This is a genomic window from Allofranklinella schreckenbergeri, from assembly GCF_003703475.1.
Classification (GTDB): Bacteria; Pseudomonadota; Gammaproteobacteria; order Burkholderiales; family Burkholderiaceae_C; genus Lampropedia; species Lampropedia schreckenbergeri.
In genome coordinates this window covers 120,836-140,030 of record NZ_RDQM01000003.1, presented here as the reverse complement: position 1 = coordinate 140,030, position 19,195 = coordinate 120,836, and the positions used below count along the sequence as shown (strand labels likewise).

Sequence of the window (19,195 nt, the reverse complement as noted above, 5' to 3'; positions counted from 1 at the left end):
AAAGGGGGGAAATTTTAAGAGGCTGTGCATGGCAAAACGGCCCGGCTCCATTTATGGAGCCGGGCCGTTCTCGGTGGTAGGGGCCTTGTCTGCCAAGGCTGCATAGGCCCCTGGCATTTTTTATGCAGGAGCCATTACAAGAGCATCAAAACTCGTAACTGGCTTTGAAAGTCACCGCGCGGGGAGAACCGGGCATGGCGCTGGAGCGCCAATATTGTTTGTCGAACACGTTTTGCACGGCCAGGGTAAAAGTCCAGGGGGCGGCGTTGTAGCCGACCATGGCATCCACGCGGGTAAAGGCAGGCAAGCCATGCTCAACATTGCTGACGTAGTAATAACGCTTGCCCAAATGGGTGACGCCGACTTCGGCATACCAAGGGTTGGGGGCATAGCGCACGAAAGCGTTGCTGCTGATGCGGCTGGTGTTGGTCAGGTAGCGGCCTTCTTCGGCGCGGTTCTGGCGGTTTTCCACCACTTTGGCCGACATCAGGCCCAACGAACCGCGCACGTACCAGTCGGTGCTGACACGGCCCAGGACGTTCAGCTCAATCCCGCGTGAGCGCTCCTTGCCGCGCACGGCCCAGACGGTGGGTTCGTTCACCGCATCGGGGCGATAGCGGATATTGGTGTGCTCCAGGTTGTAGATCGCCAGCGTGGTGCTGAGGTTGCGATCCAGCCAATCGCTCTTGAGGCCCAGCTCGAACTGGGTCGATTGCTCGGGATCGGCGTTAAAAGTCACGGGATCGGCAGCGGCATCAACCCCCAGATAGCCATTGCCGCCGTAAGGGGCGAAGCTGCGGCTCCAGGAGGCGTAAGCCGTGTGCTCGGGGGTGACATCCCAAACCAAACCCGCGTTGGGGTTGAAGCTGCTGCCGCTGTAGCGACTGCTTTTGCTGGCGATGTTGGTGGACTGGAATGTGTAGCGGTCGTAGCGCCCGCCCAGCAACACCTTCACATCCGGGCGCAAAGCGATAAGGTCTTGCACAAACAGCGCCGTGGAGCGGGCTTCGTGCTGGTTATTGGCCGTCAAAGCCGGGCGCTGGCCAACGCGACCCCAGCTTGATGGCGAGGCATAGGGATCGATGTCCCGCACGCAGGCAGTGATGGCGCTGGGGCCGGTGCAGGTGGCCAGCTTGGGCAAGCGCTCCTCCTTGGCCCAATCCAGGCCCACGGTGAGCTTGTGTGCCAGCGGCCCGGTGCTGAAACGTCCATTGGCCGTCAGGCCGCTGCTGAGGGTTTTGTTGGCGGTTTCCTGCCAGTAATAGTTTTGGCGCAGCAGGCGGGTTTTGGCGTTGTAGCTGCCTGCGTAGTAGTGGTCGAAGTTTTGCTCGGCTTTGCGGCCGGCCAGTTGCCAGCGCAGATTCCACTGATCGTTGAGGTCGTAACGCAGGTCGGAGCGCAGCACGGAAAGATCGTCGCGCACAAAGTCGCCATCACGGGCGAAGCCGGTGCGGTAGTCGATGCCCATGGCGTTGTAAACGTCGCGGCTGGGAGTGCGATCAGGCACGCGGCGGGCGCTGTCGTGAGTGTATTGCCCCGTCCAAACCAGGTTGCCTGCGCGCACGGTGACGCTGGGCGAAATCATATGCCCCTTGCTGTGCACGGTGGAGCGCCAGGAGTTGGCCTTGCTGACCTCTCCCGTCAAGCGCACGGCGACGTTTTCACTCACGAGCTGGTTCAAATCCACAGTGGCGCTGCGGGCCGCCCAGGAGCCGTAGCTCAAACCCAAGCTACGGCGCGGGGTGAAGTTGGCGTATTTACTGACCATGTTGATCACGCCGCCACCGCTGCTGCGGCCGTAAAGCACGGAGGATGGGCCTTTGAGGATTTCCACACGCTCGATATTGGCGGTGGAGCGGCGCACTTGACCGCTTTCGCGCACGCCGTCGCGGTAAATGTCGCTGGCGTCGGCCGAAAAGCCGCGAATCTTGATGCTCTCGCCGCGCATGTCGTAAGTGGCGTCAATACCGGCGTTGCCCTCCAGGATGGAGCTGAGGTCGTTGGTGCCGTAGTTTTTGTTCTTCTGGATGTCCAGCACATCCACGGCTTGCGGCGTTTCCTTGACCGTCAAATCCGTGCGGGTGACATCGGCCTGGTCGTAGCCGATATAGCCCTTGGTGGTGCTGTTTTCGGAAGTGCCCGTCACAAACACCGTGGGCATGACGGCAGCGTAATCGTCTTCAGCGATCTCGCTGCCAGGCGCAGCAGTCGCCGACACCTGCTGCGCCTGAGCAGACAGGCTTAACAGCGTTAAAACAGCCAGAGAAATATGGGAAAACAGCTTGGGAGAGGGTTGCATTTCAAAACCAATAAGAACAATTCGTTTTATTAGATCACGAAAAATTACCCTGTATTTATCCGGGGGCATGCCTGGAATACAACGCCAATTACCAATCAAAGGAAAAAGAAAAAAGCTTTTCGGCATGACCACCATGCCGAAAGGCTTTTTCTTTCAACACATTGATTTGGAATACCTCAGAAAGGCCGATCCCCGTTCTGGGCGCGGTGGCGCAGGGCGTGATCCATCAGCACCAAGGCCAGCAGGGCCTCGGCAATCGGGGCGGCGCGGATGCCTACGCAGGGGTCGTGGCGGCCTTTGGTGACGACTTGCACGGGGTTGCCGTCCACATCAATGGAGGGCCGGGGGGTGAGGATGGAGCTGGTGGGTTTGATGGCGATCTTCACGTCAATATCCTGCCCCGTGCTGATGCCGCCCAGGATGCCGCCAGCGTGGTTGGTGAGAAAGCCATCGGGCGTGATGGCGTCGCCGTGCTCGCTGCCCAACTGGCGCACGCTGGCAAAGCCCGCGCCGATTTCCACGCCCTTGACGGCATTCAGCCCCATCATGGCGTAGGCGATATCGGCGTCGAGCCGGTCGTAAATGGGCTCGCCCAGGCCCACGGGCACATTGCGCGCCACCACGCGCACCAGCGCGCCGCAGGAGTCGTGGCTTTTGCGCAGCGCGTCCATGTATTGCTCCAGCGCCTCGGTATTGGCCGCGGGGGCGAAAAAGGGGTTTTGCCCCACGTAGTCCAGCGATTCAAAGGGGATGTCGATGCTGCCCAGTTGCGCCATGAAGGCGTGCAGCTCAGTGCCGTAGCGCTCGTTCAGCCATTTGCGCGCCACGGCCCCGGCGGCCACGGTGGGCGCGGTCAGCCGCGCCGAGGAGCGCCCGCCGCCGCGCGGATCGCGGATGCCGTATTTGTGCCAGTAGGTGTAATCGGCATGGCCGGGGCGGAACTGGCGGGCGATTTCGCCGTAATCCTTGCTGCGCTGGTCCACATTGCGAATCAGCAGCGCAATCGGCGTGCCCGTGGTGCGCCCCTCGTACACGCCCGAGAGGATTTCCACCTGGTCGGGTTCGTTGCGCTGGGTGACGAAGCGGCTGGTGCCAGGGCGGCGCCGATCCAGCTCGCGCTGAATGTCCTGCTCGCACAAGGCCATGCCCGGCGGGCAGCCGTCGATTACGCAGCCAATGGCCGGGCCGTGGGATTCACCAAAGTTGGTGACGCGAAATAGGGTTCCAAAGGTATTGCCGCTCATGGGGGCACGATTATCCCCGCATCATTGCCGCCCGGCAGCCGCAGCCGCCTGTCGGCCGCCCAGTGCAAAGCCCAACGCGCGAAATGCCCAAAAACGCTGCACCCTCTTTTTATTACAAATCAATAGACAAAAATATTTTCTTGTTTAGGCAATAGGGTATTCAAATCAATTTTACATTTGAATTGTAACAAAACACATTGAACCCATTTCCCGCCTGCCGCATGAGGGACGACTGCGCCCAACCAGCCCCTCCACCCAAGGGATAGCCCTCTATAGGGTTTACCCAAAAATGTCGTCGACTGGACACTAAAGCGTCAAAGTTGCCGATACCATGCGCGCCATCTCATCAAGCGCGGTCTGTCATGCAAATGCAAACAGGCCGACAAGGCAGGAATGGCGGCAATGCTCGGCAGCCATTCCGTGGAGCACAAGGGCACGGAGATCAAGCATGGAGACGACATTCCCCAGGCTGTTGCAGCAACATGCGCAGCAACGCCCGCAGGATGCGGCAATCCGCGAAAAGGAGTACGGCATCTGGCAGACCTGGAGCTGGGCCGATGTGGCGCGCGATGTGCGCCACCTGGCCTGCGGCTTCGCCTCGCTAGGGCTAAGCCAGGGCGAGAACCTGGCGCTGGTGTCGGGCAACCGCCCGTATGCCTACATGAGCTTTCTGGCCGCGCAATCGCTGCGCGCCGTGCCAGTGCCCATGTACCAGGACGCCGTGGCAGCCGAAATGGCCTATGTGGTGGCCGATGCAAACGCGCGCATCGTGTTCGCCGAAGACCAGGAGCAGGTGGACAAGCTGCTGGAAATCCGCGAGGGTTATCCGATCAACTGGATTGTTTACGACGACCCGCGCGGCATGCGCTCCTACACCCATGAGGGGCTGATCAGCGTGGAGAAACTGATGGAGCTGGGCCGCCAGTGGGATGCCAAGAATCCTGGCGCCTACGAGGCCATGGTCAAGGCCGGCCAGCCCGATGACGTCTCGGTCATCCTCTACACCTCGGGCACGACGGGCAAACCCAAGGGCGTGTGCCAGACGCACCGCTCTTTCGCCAGCTCCGCCGCTGGCGGCGTGAAGGTCGATGGCCTGAACAAGGACGACAACGTGATCTCCTACCTGCCTCCGGCCTGGGTGGGGGATCACCTCTTCTCCGTCGCGCAATGGCTGGTGGCGGGCTTTACCATCAACTGCCCTGAGTCCTCGGCCACGGTGCAAATCGACTTGCAGGAAATCGGGCCAACGTACTACTTCGCCCCTCCGCGCGTGTTCGAAGGCTTGCTGACTTCCGTCTCCATCCGCATGGAGGACGCCTCGCCCTTCAAGCGCAAGATGTACGCTCGCGCCATGGAGCTGGCCCAGCGCGTGGGTTCGGACATCCTGGACGGCAAACCCGTCAGCACGGCAGACCGCTTCAAATACGCCCTGGGCAACTTCTTCGTCTATGGGCCGTTGCGTAACGTGATGGGCTTTTCGCGCATCCGCGTGGCCTATACCGCTGGCGCGGCCATCGGGCCGGAGCTGTTCAAGTTCTACCGCTCCATCGGCATCAACCTCAAACAGCTCTACGGCCAGACGGAAACCTGCGCCTACGTCTGCTTGCAGCAAAACGGCCGCGTCAAGATCAACACCGTGGGCGAAGCCGCCCCCGGCATTGAGCTGAAGATCGCCGACAACGGCGAAGTGCTGGTCAAAGGCGTTTCCGTGCTCAAGGAGTACTACAAGCGCCCCGACGCCACCGCCGAAGTCATCAATGCCGATGGCTACTTCCTCACCGGCGACGCGGGCGTGATCGACCACGACGGCCAACTGCGCATCATCGACCGCGCCAAGGACGTGGGCCGCCTCAACGGTGGCGCCATGTTCGCGCCCAACTACATCGAGAACAAGCTCAAGTTCTTCCCCCAAATCAAGGAAGCCGTGTGCTTTGGGCACAACCGCGACGAGGTCTGCGCCTTCATCAACATCGACTTCGAAGCCGTGGGCAACTGGGCCGAAAAGCGTAACCTGCCTTATGCGGGCTACGTCGATCTGGCGGGCAAGCAACCCGTGCTGGAGATGATTGCCGAGTGCATTGCCAAAGTGAACCAGGAGCTGGCCAGCGAGCAAGGCATGGAAGCGACCCAGGTCAAGCGCTTTTTGGTGCTGCACAAGGAGTTGGATCCGGACGACGACGAACTCACGCGCACACGCAAGATTCGCCGCAACTTCGTAGCCGAAAAGTACGCCGTGCTGATCGACGCGCTGTATGGCGGCAAGAAGGAACAGTTCATTGAAACCCAGGTGAAGTTCGAGGACGGGCGCACCGGCAGCGTCAGCGCCACCTTGCAAATCCTCGACGCGAAAACCTATCCCGCGGCAAGAAAGGCAGCCTGAGCATGAGCAGCAGAAAAATCGGCGATGTCATCCTGGACATCAAGAACATCAGCCTGCGCTTTGGCGGCGTCAAGGCGCTCACCGACATTTCCTTCAACGTCAAGGAGCACGAAATCCGCTCCATCATCGGCCCCAACGGCGCGGGCAAGTCGTCGATGCTCAACTGCATCAACGGCGTGTACACGCCCAGCGAAGGCTCCATCACCTTCCGTGGCAAGACCTTCAGCCACATGAATAGCCGTCAGGTGGCGGAAATGGGCGTGGCGCGCACCTTCCAGAACCTGGCGTTGTTCAAGGGCATGAGCGTGATCGACAACATCATGACCGGGCGCAACCTCAAGATCAAAAGCAACATCCTCATGCAGGCGTTGCGCGTTGGCCCGGCAGAGAAGGAGGAGATCGCGCACCGCGAATTCGTCGAGCACATCATCGATTTCCTGGAAATCCAGGCCTACCGCAAAACCCCGGTGGGCACCCTGCCCTACGGCTTGCAAAAGCGCGTGGACCTGGGCCGCGCCCTGGCCATGGAGCCGCAAGTGCTGCTGCTCGACGAGCCGATGGCCGGCATGAACGTGGAAGAAAAGCAGGACATGTGCCGCTTCATCCTCGACGTGAATGACGAATTCGGCACCACCATCGTGCTGATCGAGCACGACATGGGCGTGGTGATGGATATTTCCGACCGCGTTGTGGTGCTGGACTACGGCAAGAAGATTGGCGATGGCTCGCCCGACGAAGTCATCCACAACGAAGACGTGATCCGCGCCTACCTGGGATCCGGGCACTGAGAACAACAGGAGACAACAATGGCCTTCTTTCTTGAAGCGATTCTCGGCGGCTTGATGACCGGGATGCTGTATTCGCTGGTGGCGTTGGGCTTTGTGCTCATCTTCAAGGCCAGCGGCGTGTTCAACTTTGCCCAAGGCGCCATGGTGCTGTTCGCCGCGCTGACCATGGCCCGCTTTGCCGAGTGGCTGCCTGGCTGGTTTGGCCTGGAACAGCAAACCTGGTGGACGCTGGTGCTGGCCATGGTCATCAGCATGGCGGCCATGGTGATCGTTGCCATGCTGATTGAAAAGCTGGCGCTGCGCCATCTCGTTGGGCAAGAGCCGATTGCGCTGCTCATGGCCACGCTGGGCATTGCCTATTTCCTGGATGGCTTGGGCCCGCTCTTTTACGGCAGTGGCGTCTATGGCATTGATGTCGGCATGCCCAAGGATCCCGTCTTTGTGCTCGAAAACCTGTTTGACGGCGGTGTAATGGTGAACAAGGAGGACTTCTATGCCGCCCTCATCGCTACCGTGCTGGTGGCTGGTCTGTCGCTGTTCTTCCAGAAAACCCGCACAGGCCGCGCCCTGCGCGCCGTGGCCGACGACCACCAGGCAGCCCAGTCCATCGGCATTGCGCTCTCGCGCATCTGGGTCATCGTCTGGGCCGTCGCAGGCGGCGTGGCGCTGGTCACCGGCATCATCTGGGGCTCCAAAGCCGGGGTGCAGTTCTCGCTCTCGCTGGTGGCGCTCAAGGCTTTGCCAGTGGTGATTCTGGGCGGACTGACTTCCGTGCCCGGCGCCATCATCGGCGGCCTCATCATCGGTCTGGGCGAAAAGCTCTCCGAAATTTACCTGGGCCCCTATCTGGGCGGCGGTATTGAAAACTGGTTTGCCTACGTGCTGGCACTGGGCTTCTTGCTGGTGCGCCCGCAAGGCTTGTTCGGCGACAAGATCATCGACCGCGTTTGAGCGTCGAAGGCAGCTTTAAGACGCACAGACAACAGGAGATACATAGATGTTCTACAGAGAAAACGGCCAGTTCAAGAGCAGCTACCGGGCCGATCAGCAAATCTTCCCCGTGACGCAGGATCGCTGGGCCATTCTGCTCATCGTGGCAGCGGCCTTCATCCTGGTGCCCATGGTGGCCAGCGACTATTTCTACAAAGCCGTGCTCATCCCCTTCGTCATCATGGCGCTGGCCGCCGTGGGGCTGAATATCCTGGTGGGCTATTGCGGGCAGATCTCGCTGGGCACAGGCGCTTTCATGGCCGCTGGCGCCTACGCTGCTTTCAACCTGCAAGCGCGCATCGATGGCATGCCTCTGATCCTGGCCCTGCTGGGCGGCGGGGTGGTTTCCATGCTGTTTGGCATGTTGGTGGGCATTCCCAGCCTGCGCATCCGCGGCCTGTATCTGGCGGTGGCAACCCTGGCCGCACAGTTCTTCATGGACTGGCTCTCCAGCCGCGCCGCCTGGATCACCAACCATTCCTCTTCCGGCTCGGTCAGCGCAGGCGATCTGCACATCCTGGGCTGGGCCATCGACACCCCGATGGAGAAATATCTGCTGTGCCTGGGTTTTCTGTGCGTGCTCGGTCTGCTGGCGAAAAACCTGGTGCGCAGCGCCGTAGGCCGCGAGTGGATGGCCATCCGCGACATGGACGTGGCCGCTTCCGTGATCGGTATTCGCCCCACCTACGCCAAGCTCAGCGCCTTTGCCGTCAGCTCCTTCATCGTCGGTGTGGCGGGCGCACTTTGGGGCTTTGTCCACCTGGGAGCCTGGGAGCCTTCGGCCTTCAACCTGGATATGTCCTTCCGCCTGCTGTTCATGATCATCATCGGCGGTCTGGGCTCCATCGTCGGTGGCCTGTTCGGCGCGGCCTTCTTCGTGATGCTGCCGCTGCTGCTCAACTACCTGCCGCATTGGCTGGGCATCCCCCTGTCCACCGCTGCCGCGACTTATCTGGAGCACATGATTTTCGGCGCGCTGATCGTGTTCTTCCTCATTGTCGAGCCGCATGGGCTGGCCCGTCTGTGGTCCACCGCCCGCCAGAAATTGCGCGTATGGCCCTTCCCCCACTGATGGCCGCCACGCATACACCCCCTTTCTTCACCACCACGCAAAGGAGACAACCATGAAGAAAACCCTCGTCACCCTTTCCGCCTTGGCTCTGCTGGGCGCGGGCGCCGCCGTTCAGGCGCAAGAGCAGTACGTGCCTGCTCTGGTGTACCGCACCGGCCAGTTCGCTCCGCTGGGCGTGCCATGGGCTGATGGCAAGCTCGATTACTACAAGCTGGTCAACGCCCGCGGCGGTATCAACGGCGTCAAACTCAAATACGAAGAATGCGAGACGGGCTACGACACGGCCAAGGGCGTGGAGTGCTATGAGCGCATGAAAGGGCAAAACGGCGGCGCGCCCGGCTTTGACACCATGTCCACAGGCATCACCTTTGCAGTCAGCGACCGAGCGCCCAACGACAAGATGCCCGTCATCACCCCCGGCTACGGCCTGTCGCAATCGGCAGATGGCGGCGTGTTCGAGTGGAACTTCCCCCTGCTGGGCACCTACTGGACGGCTGCTGACGCCATGCTGCAAGACATCGCCAAGCGCGAAAAAGGCAGCCTCAAGGGCAAGAAAATCGCCCTTGTCTACCACGACTCGCCCTATGGCAAAGAGCCTATCGTGCTGCTGCAAAAACGCGCCGAAATGGACGGCTTTGAGCTGATGCTGTTGCCCGTGACCGCCCCCGGCGTGGAGCAAAAAGCCACTTGGCTGCAAATCCGTCAAAAACGCCCCGATTACGTGCTGCTGTGGAGCGCAGGCGTGATGACCCCCACCGCCGTGCGCGAGGCCCAGGCCACAGGTTACGCCCGCGACAAGATCTACGCCATCTGGTGGGCTGGCTCTGACCACGACGTCAAGGAACTGGGCGCTGGCGCCAAGGGCTACAACGCCGTGACCATCCACAACACCGCCGAGAAAGGCCCCATCCACGACGCCCTCAAGGCCGAGCTGTACGACAAGGGCCAAGGCAGCTCCTCCTCTGCCGATGTGCTGGGTCAAGCTGCGCACACCCGCGGCATGGTCATCGCCATGTTGCAAGTGGAAGCCATCCGCACAGCTCAGGAAAAGTTCGGCAAAGGCAAACCCGTCACCCCCGAGCAAGTGCGCTGGGGCCTGGAGAACCTGGACCTGACCGAAGAGCGCCTGAAAGAGCTGGGCTTTAACGGCGTCGTACGTCCCTTCAAGACCAGCTGCTCCAACCACGTTGGCGCCGACTGGGCGCGTATTGCACAGTGGGACGGCAGCAAGTTCAAGGTCGTCTCCGACTGGTACCAGGCTGACCAGAAAGTCGTAGGCCCCTTGGTCAAGGAATACGCCGACAAATACGCTGCGGACAAGAAAGTGACCCGCCGCAGCGACTGCAACTAAAGGGCTTGGCGGGGGCGGCCAGGCATCGTGCCTGAGCTGTCCACGCGCCCGGTTTGACGGGCGGGCGGCACATCTGCAAGCCCGCCCCTCACCCTCAGCATTTCAGACCTCCATCCCCCAGGAGCTCGCACCATGAGCCAAGAATCCAACACCATCCTCAGCGTCAACGGCATTGAAGTCATCTACAACCACGTCATTCTGGTGCTCAAAGGTGTGTCGCTGACCCTGCCCGAAGGCAGCATCGTCGCGCTCATGGGCGGCAACGGCGCGGGAAAAACCACCACCCTGCGCGCCATCTCCAACCTGCTCAAGGCCGAGCGTGGCGAAGTCACCAAAGGCAGTATTGAGCTGCGCGGCGAACGCATCGAAAACCTCTCGCCCGCCGACCTGGTCAATCGCGGCGTGGTGCAAGTCATGGAAGGGCGTCACTGCTTTGCCCACTTGACGATTGAGGAAAACCTGCTTACCGGCGCTTACACCCGCACCGACAAGGCCGAAATCGCCCGCAATCTGGAGAAGGTTTACAACTACTTCCCCCGCCTGAAAACGCGCCGCACCAGCCAGGCCGCCTACACCTCCGGCGGCGAGCAGCAAATGTGCGCGATCGGCCGTGCGCTGATGACCAACCCCTCCATCGTCTTGCTCGATGAGCCTTCCATGGGCCTGGCGCCGCAAATCGTGGAAGAAGTCTTTCACATCGTCAAAGACCTCAACACCAAGGAAAAAGTCACCTTCCTGCTGGCCGAGCAAAACACCAACATGGCCCTGAAATACGCCGACTACGGCTACATCATGGAATCGGGCCGTATCGTGATGGACGGCCCCGCACGCGAATTGGCCGACAACTCCGACGTGAAAGAGTTCTACCTTGGCGTTGGCGGCGAAGGCCGCAAGAGCTTTCGCGAAATCAAGAGCTACAAACGCCGCAAGCGCTGGCTGGCCTAATGCCGGCCAGATGTCCGGTTCCCGCCAGTCAAACCAGCGGCCCCGTGGCCATTGCGTGCGCTCTGGCCGCCAGGGTTTGCGTGCGCACAGCCTTGGGCCGTTTTGCACCACAGAGAAAAATCACAAGAGTGTCCCCAAAACCGCCGCTGCACTTGCTGCGACCGAGTTTGGACACCCCTACAGGAGACAACCATGAGCACCACCCTTGACGCGCTGGAAACGCGCAGTCCCGATGCGCGCGAAGCCGCCTTGCTGGCCGCCCTGCCCGCGCAAATCGCCCACGCCCAGACCAACGCCAGCGCCTTTGCCGAAATTCTCCAGGGCGTGGATGCCGCATCCATTACCAGCCGCGCCGCGCTTGCCAGCCTGCCCGTCACGCGCAAATACGAGCTGCTGGAGCGCCAGAAAGCCCGCCGCGCCGCCGCGCCGCAAGATTCCAGCCAAGTCTTTGGCGGTTTTGCCGCCATCGGCTTTGGCGCGGCCATGCCCCGCATCTTCTCCAGCCCCGGCCCCATTTACGAACCCGAAGGCGCGCGCGCCGACTACTGGCGCATGGCCCGCGCCTTGCGTGCGGCGGGCTTTACCGCGGGCGAACTCATCCACAACGGCTTCAGCTACCACTTCACCCCCGCTGGCTCCATGATGGAAACCGGCGCCCACGCCCTGGGCTGCACCGTATTTCCTGGCGGCACCGGCCAGACTGAGCAGCAAGCCCAAGCCATCGCCGAGCTGCGCCCCGCAGGCTATGCAGGCACGCCCAGTTTCCTCAAGCTCATCATTGAAAAAGCGCAAGAGCTCAAGCTCGATGTCTCCAGCCTGCGCAAAGCCCTGGTCTCGGGCGAAGCCTTCCCGCCTTCGCTACGCGACTGGTTCGCCCAGCGCGGCATCGCCGCCTACCAGTGCTACGCCACCGCCGATCTGGGCTTGATCGCCTACGAAACCAGCGCCCGCGAAGGCCTGGTGCTGGACGAAAACGTGCTGGTGGAAATCGTGCGCCCGGGCACGGGCGAGCCGGTGGCTGAGGGCGAAGTGGGCGAACTCGTCGTCACCACCTTCAATACGGACTACCCCCTTATCCGCTTTGGCACGGGCGATCTCTCCGCCGTGCTGCCCGGCCAGTGCCCCACGGGCCGCACCAACACCCGCATCAAAGGCTGGATGGGCCGCGCCGATCAAACCACCAAAGTGCGCGGCATGTTCGTCCACCCCGCCCAAGTGGCGGAAATCATCAAACGTTTCCCGCAAGTGGGCAAGGCGCGCCTGGTTGTCAGCGGCGAAATGGCCAACGACCACATGGTGCTCCAGGTCGAAAGCACGGAAGTGGCTGCGGGCCTGGCCAATCAAATCGCCGATGCCATCCGCGAAGTCACCAAACTGCGCGGCGAGGTGGAATTGCTCCCCCCCGGTAGCCTGCCCAACGACGGCAAAGTCATTGAAGACGCGCGCAGCTATCAATAAACAAACCAAAAAAACACGCAGCAAAGGCCTGGAAAGAAGGCTTCAGCGTCTATTCCAGCCGCATTCAGCGCCTTTGCCAAACAGCGTGCCGCCCTGCTCGTTTAGACTGGGCGGCACGCTTTTTTTCTTGAAAATTACCATTCAATAGGAAAATAAATCACCCTATTTCGGCAATATACGCATAAAGCAAAAAATCTTTTGATTTGGAAACAACCAAAATCCAGAACAGCCGCACCAAAACTTTGGAGCCAGGCTCGGAATCAGGCATTTCAGGGTGCGCCTCAACGCCTGCGCAGCACGAAATGGTGCGTCCCTTCGGCATCCGTGTGCTGCTCCACCAAGGCATTGCCCGTTTGCTTGGCAAAGGCAGCAAAGTCTTGCAAAGAGCCGGCATCGGTCGCCAACACGCGCAGCAACTGGCCGCTTTGCAGCCCAGCCAGAGCCTTCTTGGCGCGCAAGATCGGTTGCGGACAGCGCAGGCCCTTGGCATCCACTTCTTGCGCCACGGCGGCCACGTCATCGCCCATATCACGCCTATCACTCATACCGCCCTCCCCGCTTGGCAGCGCCGCCGTGCCTTGCACTCCGGACGGGCCAGACGGGGGCGCGGGCGGCTGCACGGTGATTGCACCATGCTCGCCCGCTGCCTCTGCCTCGGCCACCAGGCGCGCGTAGCGATCGAACACCACCGGCTCATAGCCTTGCGCGCGCAGCCATTTCTGAAACGCTTTACCCGTGCCCGTATTCCACGCCTGCGCCTGCGCAGGCTCCACCAGTTGGTATTCCGACAGCTCGGGCGAGAGCCGCACCTGACCGCGCGCCAGCACGTGGTAAGCAATGAGCACTTGGTTTTTGCGCTGGAAATCGGACACATCCACCAGCGTGGCGCTCAACACCTCCAGGCCCGTTTCCTCCAGCACCTCGCGGGCAATGCCTTCTTCGGGCGTTTCGCCCGCCTCCATGAAGCCGGTAATCAAGCCGAAAAAGCGATCCTTCCAGAGTGCGTTGCGCGCCAGCAGGATTTTTCCGTCCAGCTCCACAATCGCTGCCAGCACCGGCGTGGGGTTGTTCCAGTGCGTCCAGCCGCAGGTGGGGCAGCGCAGGCGTTGCTTCGCGCCACCATCCTCTTGCAGTTCAATCCAGGCCAGGGCGCTGGCGCAATGGGTGCAATAGCGAACTTCGTAATGTTGCATGGTTGAGTGAGAAATCAGGCGGGGAACACCCCGGTGGAGAGATAACGATCACCGCGATCGCACACGACAAACGCGATGACGGCATTGCGCACCTGGGCATTGACCTGCAAGGCCACCCACAACGCGCCGCCAGAGGAGATACCGCCAAAAATGCCCTCCTCGCACGCCAGGCGTCGGCATGCCTGCTCGGCGTCCTCTTGATCGACGGGCACCAGCTCATCCACACGCTCAGGCTCGTAAATGGCTGGCTGATAGGCTTCGGGCCACTTGCGAATACCCGGAATGCGCGAGTTTGGCCCCGGCTGCGCGCCGATGACACGCACTGCCGCATTTTTTTCCTTCAAAAAACGCGACACGCCCATGATGGTGCCCGTGGTGCCCATCGCGCTGACGAAATGCGTGATGCGCCCGTGGGTTTGCTCCCAAAGCTCCGGCCCGGTTGTTTCGTAATGGATGCGCGGGTTATCCGCGTTGGCGAACTGGTTGAGCATCACCCCTTTGCCTTGCGCCACCATCGCCTGCGCCACATCGCGCGCAGCCTCAATGCCGCCGCTCTTGGGCGTGAGAATCAACTGGGCACCATAGGCCTTCATCGTCTGCGCACGCTCAATCGACAAATCCTCCGGCATCACCAGCACCATGCGATAGCCTTTGATGGCCGCCGCCATCGCCAAGGCAATCCCCGTGTTGCCGGAAGTCGGCTCAATCAAGGTATCCCCCGGGCGAATCAAACCGCGCTCCTGCGCGCGGGCAATCATCGATAACGCGGGCCGATCCTTGACCGAGCCTGCCGGGTTATGCCCTTCCAGCTTCGCCAGCAATACATTGCCACGCTGCTGGCACACATCGGCGTCGATACGCTGCAAAGCTACCAAGGGCGTTCGACCCACAATATTTTCAATAGTTTGGAATTTCATGCGCTGTAATGTGCCATAATCACGGCTTCGCATTCCTGCCGGAGTGGTGAAATTGGTAGACGCAGCGGACTCAAAATCCGCCGCCGCGAGGCGTGCCGGTTCGATTCCGGCCTCCGGCACCATCCATTGAATTTCTACGCAAAATGGAAATTCCTCTTAGAAAGCCGCCTTCGGGCGGCTTCTTTTTTGCGCGCTTTTTATGCGCTTCTTGAGCGCAGCAGGCCAAGGCAAAGCCCCACACATGGCTGGCTTGCCCTCACTCCCGGGATGGGGCTGATGGCGGCGGTTGCGGCTGTTGCAATTGGCTTTTGTACGCGTCCAGGATGGCATCCAATGCCGCATCGTTTTGGGTGAAGTCGCGGCATGGGCGGCACACCAGGCGGTGCAAGGCCGCTTCCATGCGTTCGCTGGCGCTGGCCTGCTCCAGCTGGCCGGAGGTGAGCTTGAAAATGTATTGGGCGCACTTCATGGTTGGCGGCCTTTCTGCTGCGGTGGGGGTTGTTCAAACCAATGCTGGCTCAGGCAAAGTTGCAGCTGCTTGCGCGCGCGGCTCATGCACTGCCAGTAATCGGCGCGACTCAGGCCCAGGGTTTCGCAAACTTCGGCAGCGTCGCATTCGAGCAGTTCTTTCATGCTGAAAACACGCGCGATTTTGGCTGGCAGGCGGTGCACGCAGGCATCGACCACGGCCAGAAACTGCTGGCTTTGCAATTGGCCTTCGGGGTTGTTCCACAAGGCTGGCGCCACGCCTTCATGCCAATGGGCGCGGTCATCGAACAGCACATTGTCCAGCTCGTCTTCAAAGGCTTCCTGGTAGAGCACCTCTGGGCGGTATTTGCTGCGCAGGCGGTCGGTGATTTTGTGTTTGAGGATGCCAAACAGGTAGCGGCGCGGATCGCCCTGCGTGAGCGCTGTGGGCTGGGCGCCCAACAGAGCGAGCAAGGCGTCTTGCACGGCGTCTTCGGCTTCTTCCGGCGGTTGCAGGTGCAACAAGGCAAAGCGCAACATGGGCTGGCGCCAGGCATCGGCCAGGGCTTGCACATCCAGCGCCGCAGGCTGGGAAGGGGGATGGGCTGTCATAGGGCGGCGATGATAGTGCGCGCGATCCGGGCGGCGGGTCGCTGTGGCGGCACTGGTCATACCAACCCGGCCTTTGTCTGCAGGGCTTGCCCCTGATGCGCACATGCTTGGTGGAGATCGGGAGTGGAGGCCATCGTTTATTTACACATCAAAGAAAAAATCATTTCATAACCATCATGCCAAAACAAGGCATAATTTTTTCCATTTGAATTAAAAAACAAAAACCCCTTCACCCGAAATCCATCTTCACGCCCGTTTAGCGCCGCAGCGGTCGCGCCGCAGCAGCCGATCCAGCGCCCAGCGCCCGCCGCCCTGGGTGAGCACGGCAAACAGCATCAGGCCCAGCATCAGCGGCACCTTGAAGCCTTGGCCCGCGTCGGTGTCGATCTGGTTCCAGCCGGCCCAGCCCAGGTCGAAGTGAACGGTGTAGACGGCCACCCAGGTGATGTAGAGCAGGCCCAGCGCGGCCAGGCGGCTGCCCAGGCCCAGCGCCAGGGCCGCGCCCAGCAGCAGCTCGCCCCAGCCGGCGGCCAGCCAGTTGAAGTCGGCGCTCAGCAGGCTGTTGGGAAAGGGAAAGTCCAGCCCGGCAAACCATTCGGGCGCGCCGCCGCTGCCTTGCAGCTTGGTCAGCCCGGCTCGGATGAATTCCTGCCCGGCCCACAGGCGCAGGCCCAGCAGGCCGGCGTCTTGCAGCAGGAGGCGCAGGCCGCCGAGCACGGCGCAGCCTTGGCAGGCCAAGGTATTACTGGCTGGCGCGGGCGAGAAAGTCGGTGAATGCATCGTTGAGGTCTTCATAGAAATTCGATTGCCATTGCGAGTCGCGCACGAAGGCTTCGATCAGGGTGCGCCAGTCGTCCTCGCCCAATTGCGCGCGCAGCGCAGGGTGGTGGGCTTCGATCATCTGGCTGGCGCCTAGGTACACGAGGTAGCGGTACACGCGCAGGCCCGCTTCGGTGTAGCCGGGCGGCACGGTGTCCGTGCGGCCGCGCACGTAGTCGTAGAAGGCAGCGGTGCTGGCTTCGGTCTGGTTTTGTTGGGCCTGGGGCGGCAGCGGCAAGGTGGCGGCGGCGTTCATGCCAGCTCCTTGGCGCGGCGGCGGGCGGGGGCGTTGCGGGCCGTGCTGGGCGCAACGGCGGGGGCAGAAGCCACAGGATCTGCAGGGGCCACAGGGGTCGCAGGCAGCGGCTGACGCAGGCTGGCCAGCTCGCGGTTGAGCGTGGCGGCGTCGGGGATGTCGTTGTCCCACTCCAGCAGGATGGGCAGGCCGTGGGCGGCGTGCAGCGCGCGCGCCTTGCGCGCGGTGTGCGGCTCCACGGGCTGGCTGTGGGTGTCCACATGCATGCCAAAGCGTTCGTCGAACTCGTGTCCGGCCACGTGCATGTAGCTCACGCGCGAGAGGTCCACCTGCGCCACGTAGGCGTCCAGGTCGGGGCCGCCGTGGTTCTTGCGGTTGACGTCGATGTTGTTCAGATCGAGCAGGATGCGGCAGTCGGCGCGGCGCACCACTTCCATCAGAAATTCCGGCTCGCTCATCTCGCCCACGTTGGTGTACCAACTGCTGTTTTCGATGGCCATGCGCTGGCCCAGCAGGTCTTGCACGCGGCTGATGCGCTCGGCCACGCGGCGCGCCTCGCCCAGCGTGAAGGGGATGGGAAACAGGTCGTAGAGCTGGTGCGCGTCGCCGCTGGCGGCCAGGTGGTCGGAATAGCGGTCGGTGCCCAGCTCGGCCAGCAAGTCGCGCACGCCACGCACGAAGTCGGCAGAAATCTCCGAAGTGCCACCCAGGTTGAGCGACACGCCATGCAGGAACACGGGCCGGCCCAGCGCCAGCAATTGGTGCAGCGGCTCGCGCGAGCGGCGCAGCCAGTTCTCCGGCGCCACTTCAAAGAAGTCGGCGTCCAGGGCGGCGATGTCCCAATCGCGCATTTCGCGCCGGTAGCCCAGTCCAATCATGGTGATTCCTGCCTTGTGACAAAGTAAGAGAGAAAAAATGCGCCGCATCTGCGCGGTGGGGGCGCTCACGCTCCCGGCACGCGCGATGCGGCCAGTGGCATCGCTGTGGCGCTTACTTTTTGGCGCAAGCGGCTTCTTTTTTGGAGCAAGCAGCCTCTTTCTTTGCGCAAGCGGCTTCCTTGGCCTCTTTCTTGCTGCAAGCGGCTTCCTTCTTGGAGCAAGCGGCCTCCTTGCCCTCGTCTTTCTTGGCGCAGGCGGCGTCTTTCTTGCTGCAAGCTGCGTCTTTACCCGCCGCAGGCGCGCTGCTCTCCTTCTTGCCGCAGGTGCCCGCACCGCACTTTTGCTCGCCCGCGTGGGCCGTGGCGAAGGCGGAAGCAGCAATCAGCGAAGCAGCCAGGGCTGCGATGTTTTTGATTTGGCTCATGGGATGTTCTCCAATCGTTAAAAAAAGCATGCGCCGCATTGCGCACAGCCCCTATGTCGCTGCGTTTTCCAAAACCTGACAGCGCGGATGAAAAAAATTTTTCTCCCATCACGGCCTCCCCCTTCGGCGCACGCACCATCTGGCCCCAGGGCCTGTCATGCGCCGCTACACTGCCGCGCTGGATTGTTCCCCCCTCGGTTGCCATGCCCGTCATCACCGATCACCGCATCGCCCTCTCCCTCCCTCACGCCCCCACGCCTGCCGAGCTGCACGCGCAAATGTGGTCGCCCGACACGCCCGCGCCCCAGCCCTTGGCCCCCATCGTCTTGCTGCACGAATCGTTGGGCTGCGCGGCCATGTGGCGCGGCTTTCCCGCCGCCTTGTGCGCGGCCACCGGGCGCGCCGTGGTGGCTTACGACCGTTGGGGCTTTGGGCAATCGAGTGAACGCACCGGGGCGATGGAGCTGGACTTCGTCGCGCGGGAGGCCGCGCACGCCTTTGCCGCCGTGCGCGCCCATCTGGGCATCGGGCCGTTTGTGGCGCTGGGCCACAGCGTTGGCGGCGGCATGGCGGTGCACTGCGCGGCGCAATACCCCGAGGCCTGCGTGGCGCTGATTACCGAGGCGGCGCAAACCTTCGTCGAGCCGCGCACCTTGACCGGCATTCGCGCCGCCCAGGCCGTTTTCAGCCGCCCCGAATCCTTTGCCCGCCTGGCCAAATACCACGGCGAGAAAACCCGCTGGGTGTTTGACACCTGGGTCAACACCTGGCTGTCGCCCGCATTCGCCGATTGGCGGCTGGACCCCGCCCTGCCCCAGGTGCGCTGCCCCACGCTGGCGCTGCACGGCGAGCTGGACGAATACGGCAGCCTGGAGCACCCCCAGCGCATCGCCCGCCTGGTGCAAGGCCCGGCGCGCTACATGCTGCTGCCCGGCCTGCGCCACATCCCGCACCTGGAGGCGATGCAGCCCGTCACCGCCGCCATCGCCGAATTTTTGCAGCCCCTGCCTTGAAAAACCCCATTCAATTACATATCAAAAAGAAATAAAAACACCATATTACGGCAACTTACGTATAAAAACAATTTTCTTTTGATTGAAA

Annotated in this window: 18 protein-coding genes, 1 tRNA gene and 1 pseudogene; 9 read left to right on the top strand and 11 right to left on the bottom strand. The window is 61.9% G+C overall.

The genetic code is table 11. From position 1 onward, the window contains the following. Positions 1 to 145: 145 nt before the first annotated feature. Positions 146 to 2,299: a TonB-dependent receptor gene (locus EBQ26_RS03330; RefSeq protein WP_238944109.1), complete on the bottom strand. Its 2,154-nt coding sequence runs from the start codon at positions 2,297 to 2,299 to the stop codon at positions 146 to 148. A gap of 176 nt (positions 2,300 to 2,475) precedes the next feature. Continuing rightward, a complete protein-coding gene (gene aroC / locus EBQ26_RS03325; protein WP_122237611.1) occupies positions 2,476 to 3,543 on the bottom strand; it encodes a chorismate synthase in 1,068 nt (355 codons plus the stop codon). Between the two features lie 448 nt (positions 3,544 to 3,991). Here aroC and EBQ26_RS03320 point away from each other — a divergent pair, with 448 nt between their 5' ends. From EBQ26_RS03320 to EBQ26_RS03290, 7 genes are all read left to right on the top strand, one after another. Then, a complete protein-coding gene (locus tag EBQ26_RS03320; protein ID WP_122237610.1) occupies positions 3,992 to 5,923 on the top strand; it encodes an AMP-dependent synthetase/ligase in 1,932 nt (643 codons plus the stop codon). 2 nt (positions 5,924 to 5,925) lie between these two features. Next, a complete protein-coding gene (locus tag EBQ26_RS03315; protein WP_122237609.1) occupies positions 5,926 to 6,711 on the top strand; it encodes an ABC transporter ATP-binding protein in 786 nt (261 codons plus the stop codon). An 18-nt stretch (positions 6,712 to 6,729) separates the two neighbouring features. Continuing rightward, positions 6,730 to 7,662, top strand: a complete 933-nt coding sequence (locus EBQ26_RS03310) for a branched-chain amino acid ABC transporter permease (RefSeq protein ID WP_122237608.1) — start codon at positions 6,730 to 6,732, stop codon at positions 7,660 to 7,662. Positions 7,663 to 7,708: 46 nt separating this feature from the next. After that, positions 7,709 to 8,773, top strand: coding sequence for a branched-chain amino acid ABC transporter permease (locus EBQ26_RS03305; RefSeq protein ID WP_122237607.1), 1,065 nt, complete (start codon positions 7,709 to 7,711; stop codon positions 8,771 to 8,773). Between the two features lie 52 nt (positions 8,774 to 8,825). Continuing rightward, complete coding sequence (locus tag EBQ26_RS03300; protein ID WP_122237606.1) at positions 8,826 to 10,124, top strand: ABC transporter substrate-binding protein; 1,299 nt, start codon at positions 8,826 to 8,828, stop codon at positions 10,122 to 10,124. Positions 10,125 to 10,256: 132 nt separating this feature from the next. Further along, entirely contained in the window at positions 10,257 to 11,069 is an 813-nt protein-coding gene (locus EBQ26_RS03295) for an ABC transporter ATP-binding protein (RefSeq protein ID WP_122237605.1), read from the top strand. Positions 11,070 to 11,261: 192 nt separating this feature from the next. Then, the gene (locus EBQ26_RS03290; protein ID WP_122237604.1) at positions 11,262 to 12,527 is read left to right on the top strand and encodes a phenylacetate--CoA ligase family protein; all 1,266 of its coding nucleotides are present in this window, start codon (positions 11,262 to 11,264) and stop codon (positions 12,525 to 12,527) included. Between the two features lie 281 nt (positions 12,528 to 12,808). Here the strand turns inward: EBQ26_RS03290 and EBQ26_RS12835 are convergent, their stop codons facing one another. The 3 genes and pseudogenes from EBQ26_RS12835 to cysM form a co-directional block, all read right to left on the bottom strand. Continuing rightward, entirely contained in the window at positions 12,809 to 13,054 is a 246-nt protein-coding gene (locus EBQ26_RS12835) for a sulfurtransferase TusA family protein (RefSeq protein WP_238944122.1), read from the bottom strand. A 114-nt stretch (positions 13,055 to 13,168) separates the two neighbouring features. Continuing rightward, positions 13,169 to 13,720: pseudogene (locus tag EBQ26_RS12830) on the bottom strand (NUDIX domain-containing protein); the annotation flags it as partial. A gap of 14 nt (positions 13,721 to 13,734) precedes the next feature. Then, the gene (cysM, locus tag EBQ26_RS03280) at positions 13,735 to 14,637 is read right to left on the bottom strand and encodes a cysteine synthase CysM (protein WP_122237602.1); all 903 of its coding nucleotides are present in this window, start codon (positions 14,635 to 14,637) and stop codon (positions 13,735 to 13,737) included. Between the two features lie 37 nt (positions 14,638 to 14,674). Here cysM and EBQ26_RS03275 point away from each other — a divergent pair. Further along, positions 14,675 to 14,759: transfer RNA gene (locus EBQ26_RS03275), tRNA-Leu, on the top strand. Positions 14,760 to 14,893: 134 nt separating this feature from the next. Here EBQ26_RS03275 and EBQ26_RS03270 read toward each other — a convergent pair. The 6 genes from EBQ26_RS03270 to EBQ26_RS03245 form a co-directional block, all read right to left on the bottom strand. Next, on the bottom strand, positions 14,894 to 15,106 hold the full coding sequence (locus EBQ26_RS03270; RefSeq protein WP_122237601.1) for a hypothetical protein: 213 nt from the start codon (positions 15,104 to 15,106) through the stop codon (positions 14,894 to 14,896). Beyond that, on the bottom strand, positions 15,103 to 15,717 hold the full coding sequence (locus EBQ26_RS03265) for a sigma-70 family RNA polymerase sigma factor (RefSeq protein ID WP_238944108.1): 615 nt from the start codon (positions 15,715 to 15,717) through the stop codon (positions 15,103 to 15,105). The genes EBQ26_RS03270 and EBQ26_RS03265 overlap by 4 nt, the downstream gene beginning before the upstream one ends. Positions 15,718 to 15,963: 246 nt before the next feature. Beyond that, on the bottom strand, positions 15,964 to 16,497 hold the full coding sequence (locus EBQ26_RS03260) for a DoxX family protein (RefSeq protein ID WP_122237599.1): 534 nt from the start codon (positions 16,495 to 16,497) through the stop codon (positions 15,964 to 15,966). Beyond that, on the bottom strand, positions 16,460 to 16,792 hold the full coding sequence (locus EBQ26_RS03255) for an HvfC/BufC family peptide modification chaperone (RefSeq protein WP_122237598.1): 333 nt from the start codon (positions 16,790 to 16,792) through the stop codon (positions 16,460 to 16,462). Before EBQ26_RS03255 ends, EBQ26_RS03260 begins: the two co-directional genes overlap by 38 nt. After that, complete coding sequence (locus EBQ26_RS03250; RefSeq protein ID WP_122237597.1) at positions 16,789 to 17,670, bottom strand: DUF692 domain-containing protein; 882 nt, start codon at positions 17,668 to 17,670, stop codon at positions 16,789 to 16,791. Before EBQ26_RS03250 ends, EBQ26_RS03255 begins: the two co-directional genes overlap by 4 nt. 112 nt (positions 17,671 to 17,782) lie before the next feature. Beyond that, the gene (locus tag EBQ26_RS03245) at positions 17,783 to 18,094 is read right to left on the bottom strand and encodes a hypothetical protein (protein ID WP_122237596.1); all 312 of its coding nucleotides are present in this window, start codon (positions 18,092 to 18,094) and stop codon (positions 17,783 to 17,785) included. Between the two features lie 203 nt (positions 18,095 to 18,297). Between EBQ26_RS03245 and EBQ26_RS03240 the strand changes: the two genes are divergently transcribed. Then, positions 18,298 to 19,107 (top strand): alpha/beta fold hydrolase, encoded by an 810-nt coding sequence (locus EBQ26_RS03240; RefSeq protein WP_238944107.1) that lies wholly within the window; start codon positions 18,298 to 18,300, stop codon positions 19,105 to 19,107. The last annotated feature ends 88 nt before the right edge of the window (positions 19,108 to 19,195 follow it).

Coding starts and splice junctions, on each gene's coding strand:
- EBQ26_RS03330 (WP_238944109.1), bottom strand. CDS start 2,299: ATGCAACCCTCTCCCAAGCTGTTTTCCCATATTTCTCTGGCTGTTTTA.
- aroC (WP_122237611.1), bottom strand. CDS start 3,543: ATGAGCGGCAATACCTTTGGAACCCTATTTCGCGTCACCAACTTTGGT.
- EBQ26_RS03320 (WP_122237610.1), top strand. CDS start 3,992: ATGGAGACGACATTCCCCAGGCTGTTGCAGCAACATGCGCAGCAACGC.
- EBQ26_RS03315 (WP_122237609.1), top strand. CDS start 5,926: ATGAGCAGCAGAAAAATCGGCGATGTCATCCTGGACATCAAGAACATC.
- EBQ26_RS03310 (WP_122237608.1), top strand. CDS start 6,730: ATGGCCTTCTTTCTTGAAGCGATTCTCGGCGGCTTGATGACCGGGATG.
- EBQ26_RS03305 (WP_122237607.1), top strand. CDS start 7,709: ATGTTCTACAGAGAAAACGGCCAGTTCAAGAGCAGCTACCGGGCCGAT.
- EBQ26_RS03300 (WP_122237606.1), top strand. CDS start 8,826: ATGAAGAAAACCCTCGTCACCCTTTCCGCCTTGGCTCTGCTGGGCGCG.
- EBQ26_RS03295 (WP_122237605.1), top strand. CDS start 10,257: ATGAGCCAAGAATCCAACACCATCCTCAGCGTCAACGGCATTGAAGTC.
- EBQ26_RS03290 (WP_122237604.1), top strand. CDS start 11,262: ATGAGCACCACCCTTGACGCGCTGGAAACGCGCAGTCCCGATGCGCGC.
- EBQ26_RS12835 (WP_238944122.1), bottom strand. CDS start 13,054: ATGGGCGATGACGTGGCCGCCGTGGCGCAAGAAGTGGATGCCAAGGGC.
- cysM (WP_122237602.1), bottom strand. CDS start 14,637: ATGAAATTCCAAACTATTGAAAATATTGTGGGTCGAACGCCCTTGGTA.
- EBQ26_RS03270 (WP_122237601.1), bottom strand. CDS start 15,106: ATGAAGTGCGCCCAATACATTTTCAAGCTCACCTCCGGCCAGCTGGAG.
- EBQ26_RS03265 (WP_238944108.1), bottom strand. CDS start 15,717: ATGACAGCCCATCCCCCTTCCCAGCCTGCGGCGCTGGATGTGCAAGCC.
- EBQ26_RS03260 (WP_122237599.1), bottom strand. CDS start 16,497: ATGCATTCACCGACTTTCTCGCCCGCGCCAGCCAGTAATACCTTGGCC.
- EBQ26_RS03255 (WP_122237598.1), bottom strand. CDS start 16,792: ATGAACGCCGCCGCCACCTTGCCGCTGCCGCCCCAGGCCCAACAAAAC.
- EBQ26_RS03250 (WP_122237597.1), bottom strand. CDS start 17,670: ATGATTGGACTGGGCTACCGGCGCGAAATGCGCGATTGGGACATCGCC.
- EBQ26_RS03245 (WP_122237596.1), bottom strand. CDS start 18,094: ATGAGCCAAATCAAAAACATCGCAGCCCTGGCTGCTTCGCTGATTGCT.
- EBQ26_RS03240 (WP_238944107.1), top strand. CDS start 18,298: ATGCCCGTCATCACCGATCACCGCATCGCCCTCTCCCTCCCTCACGCC.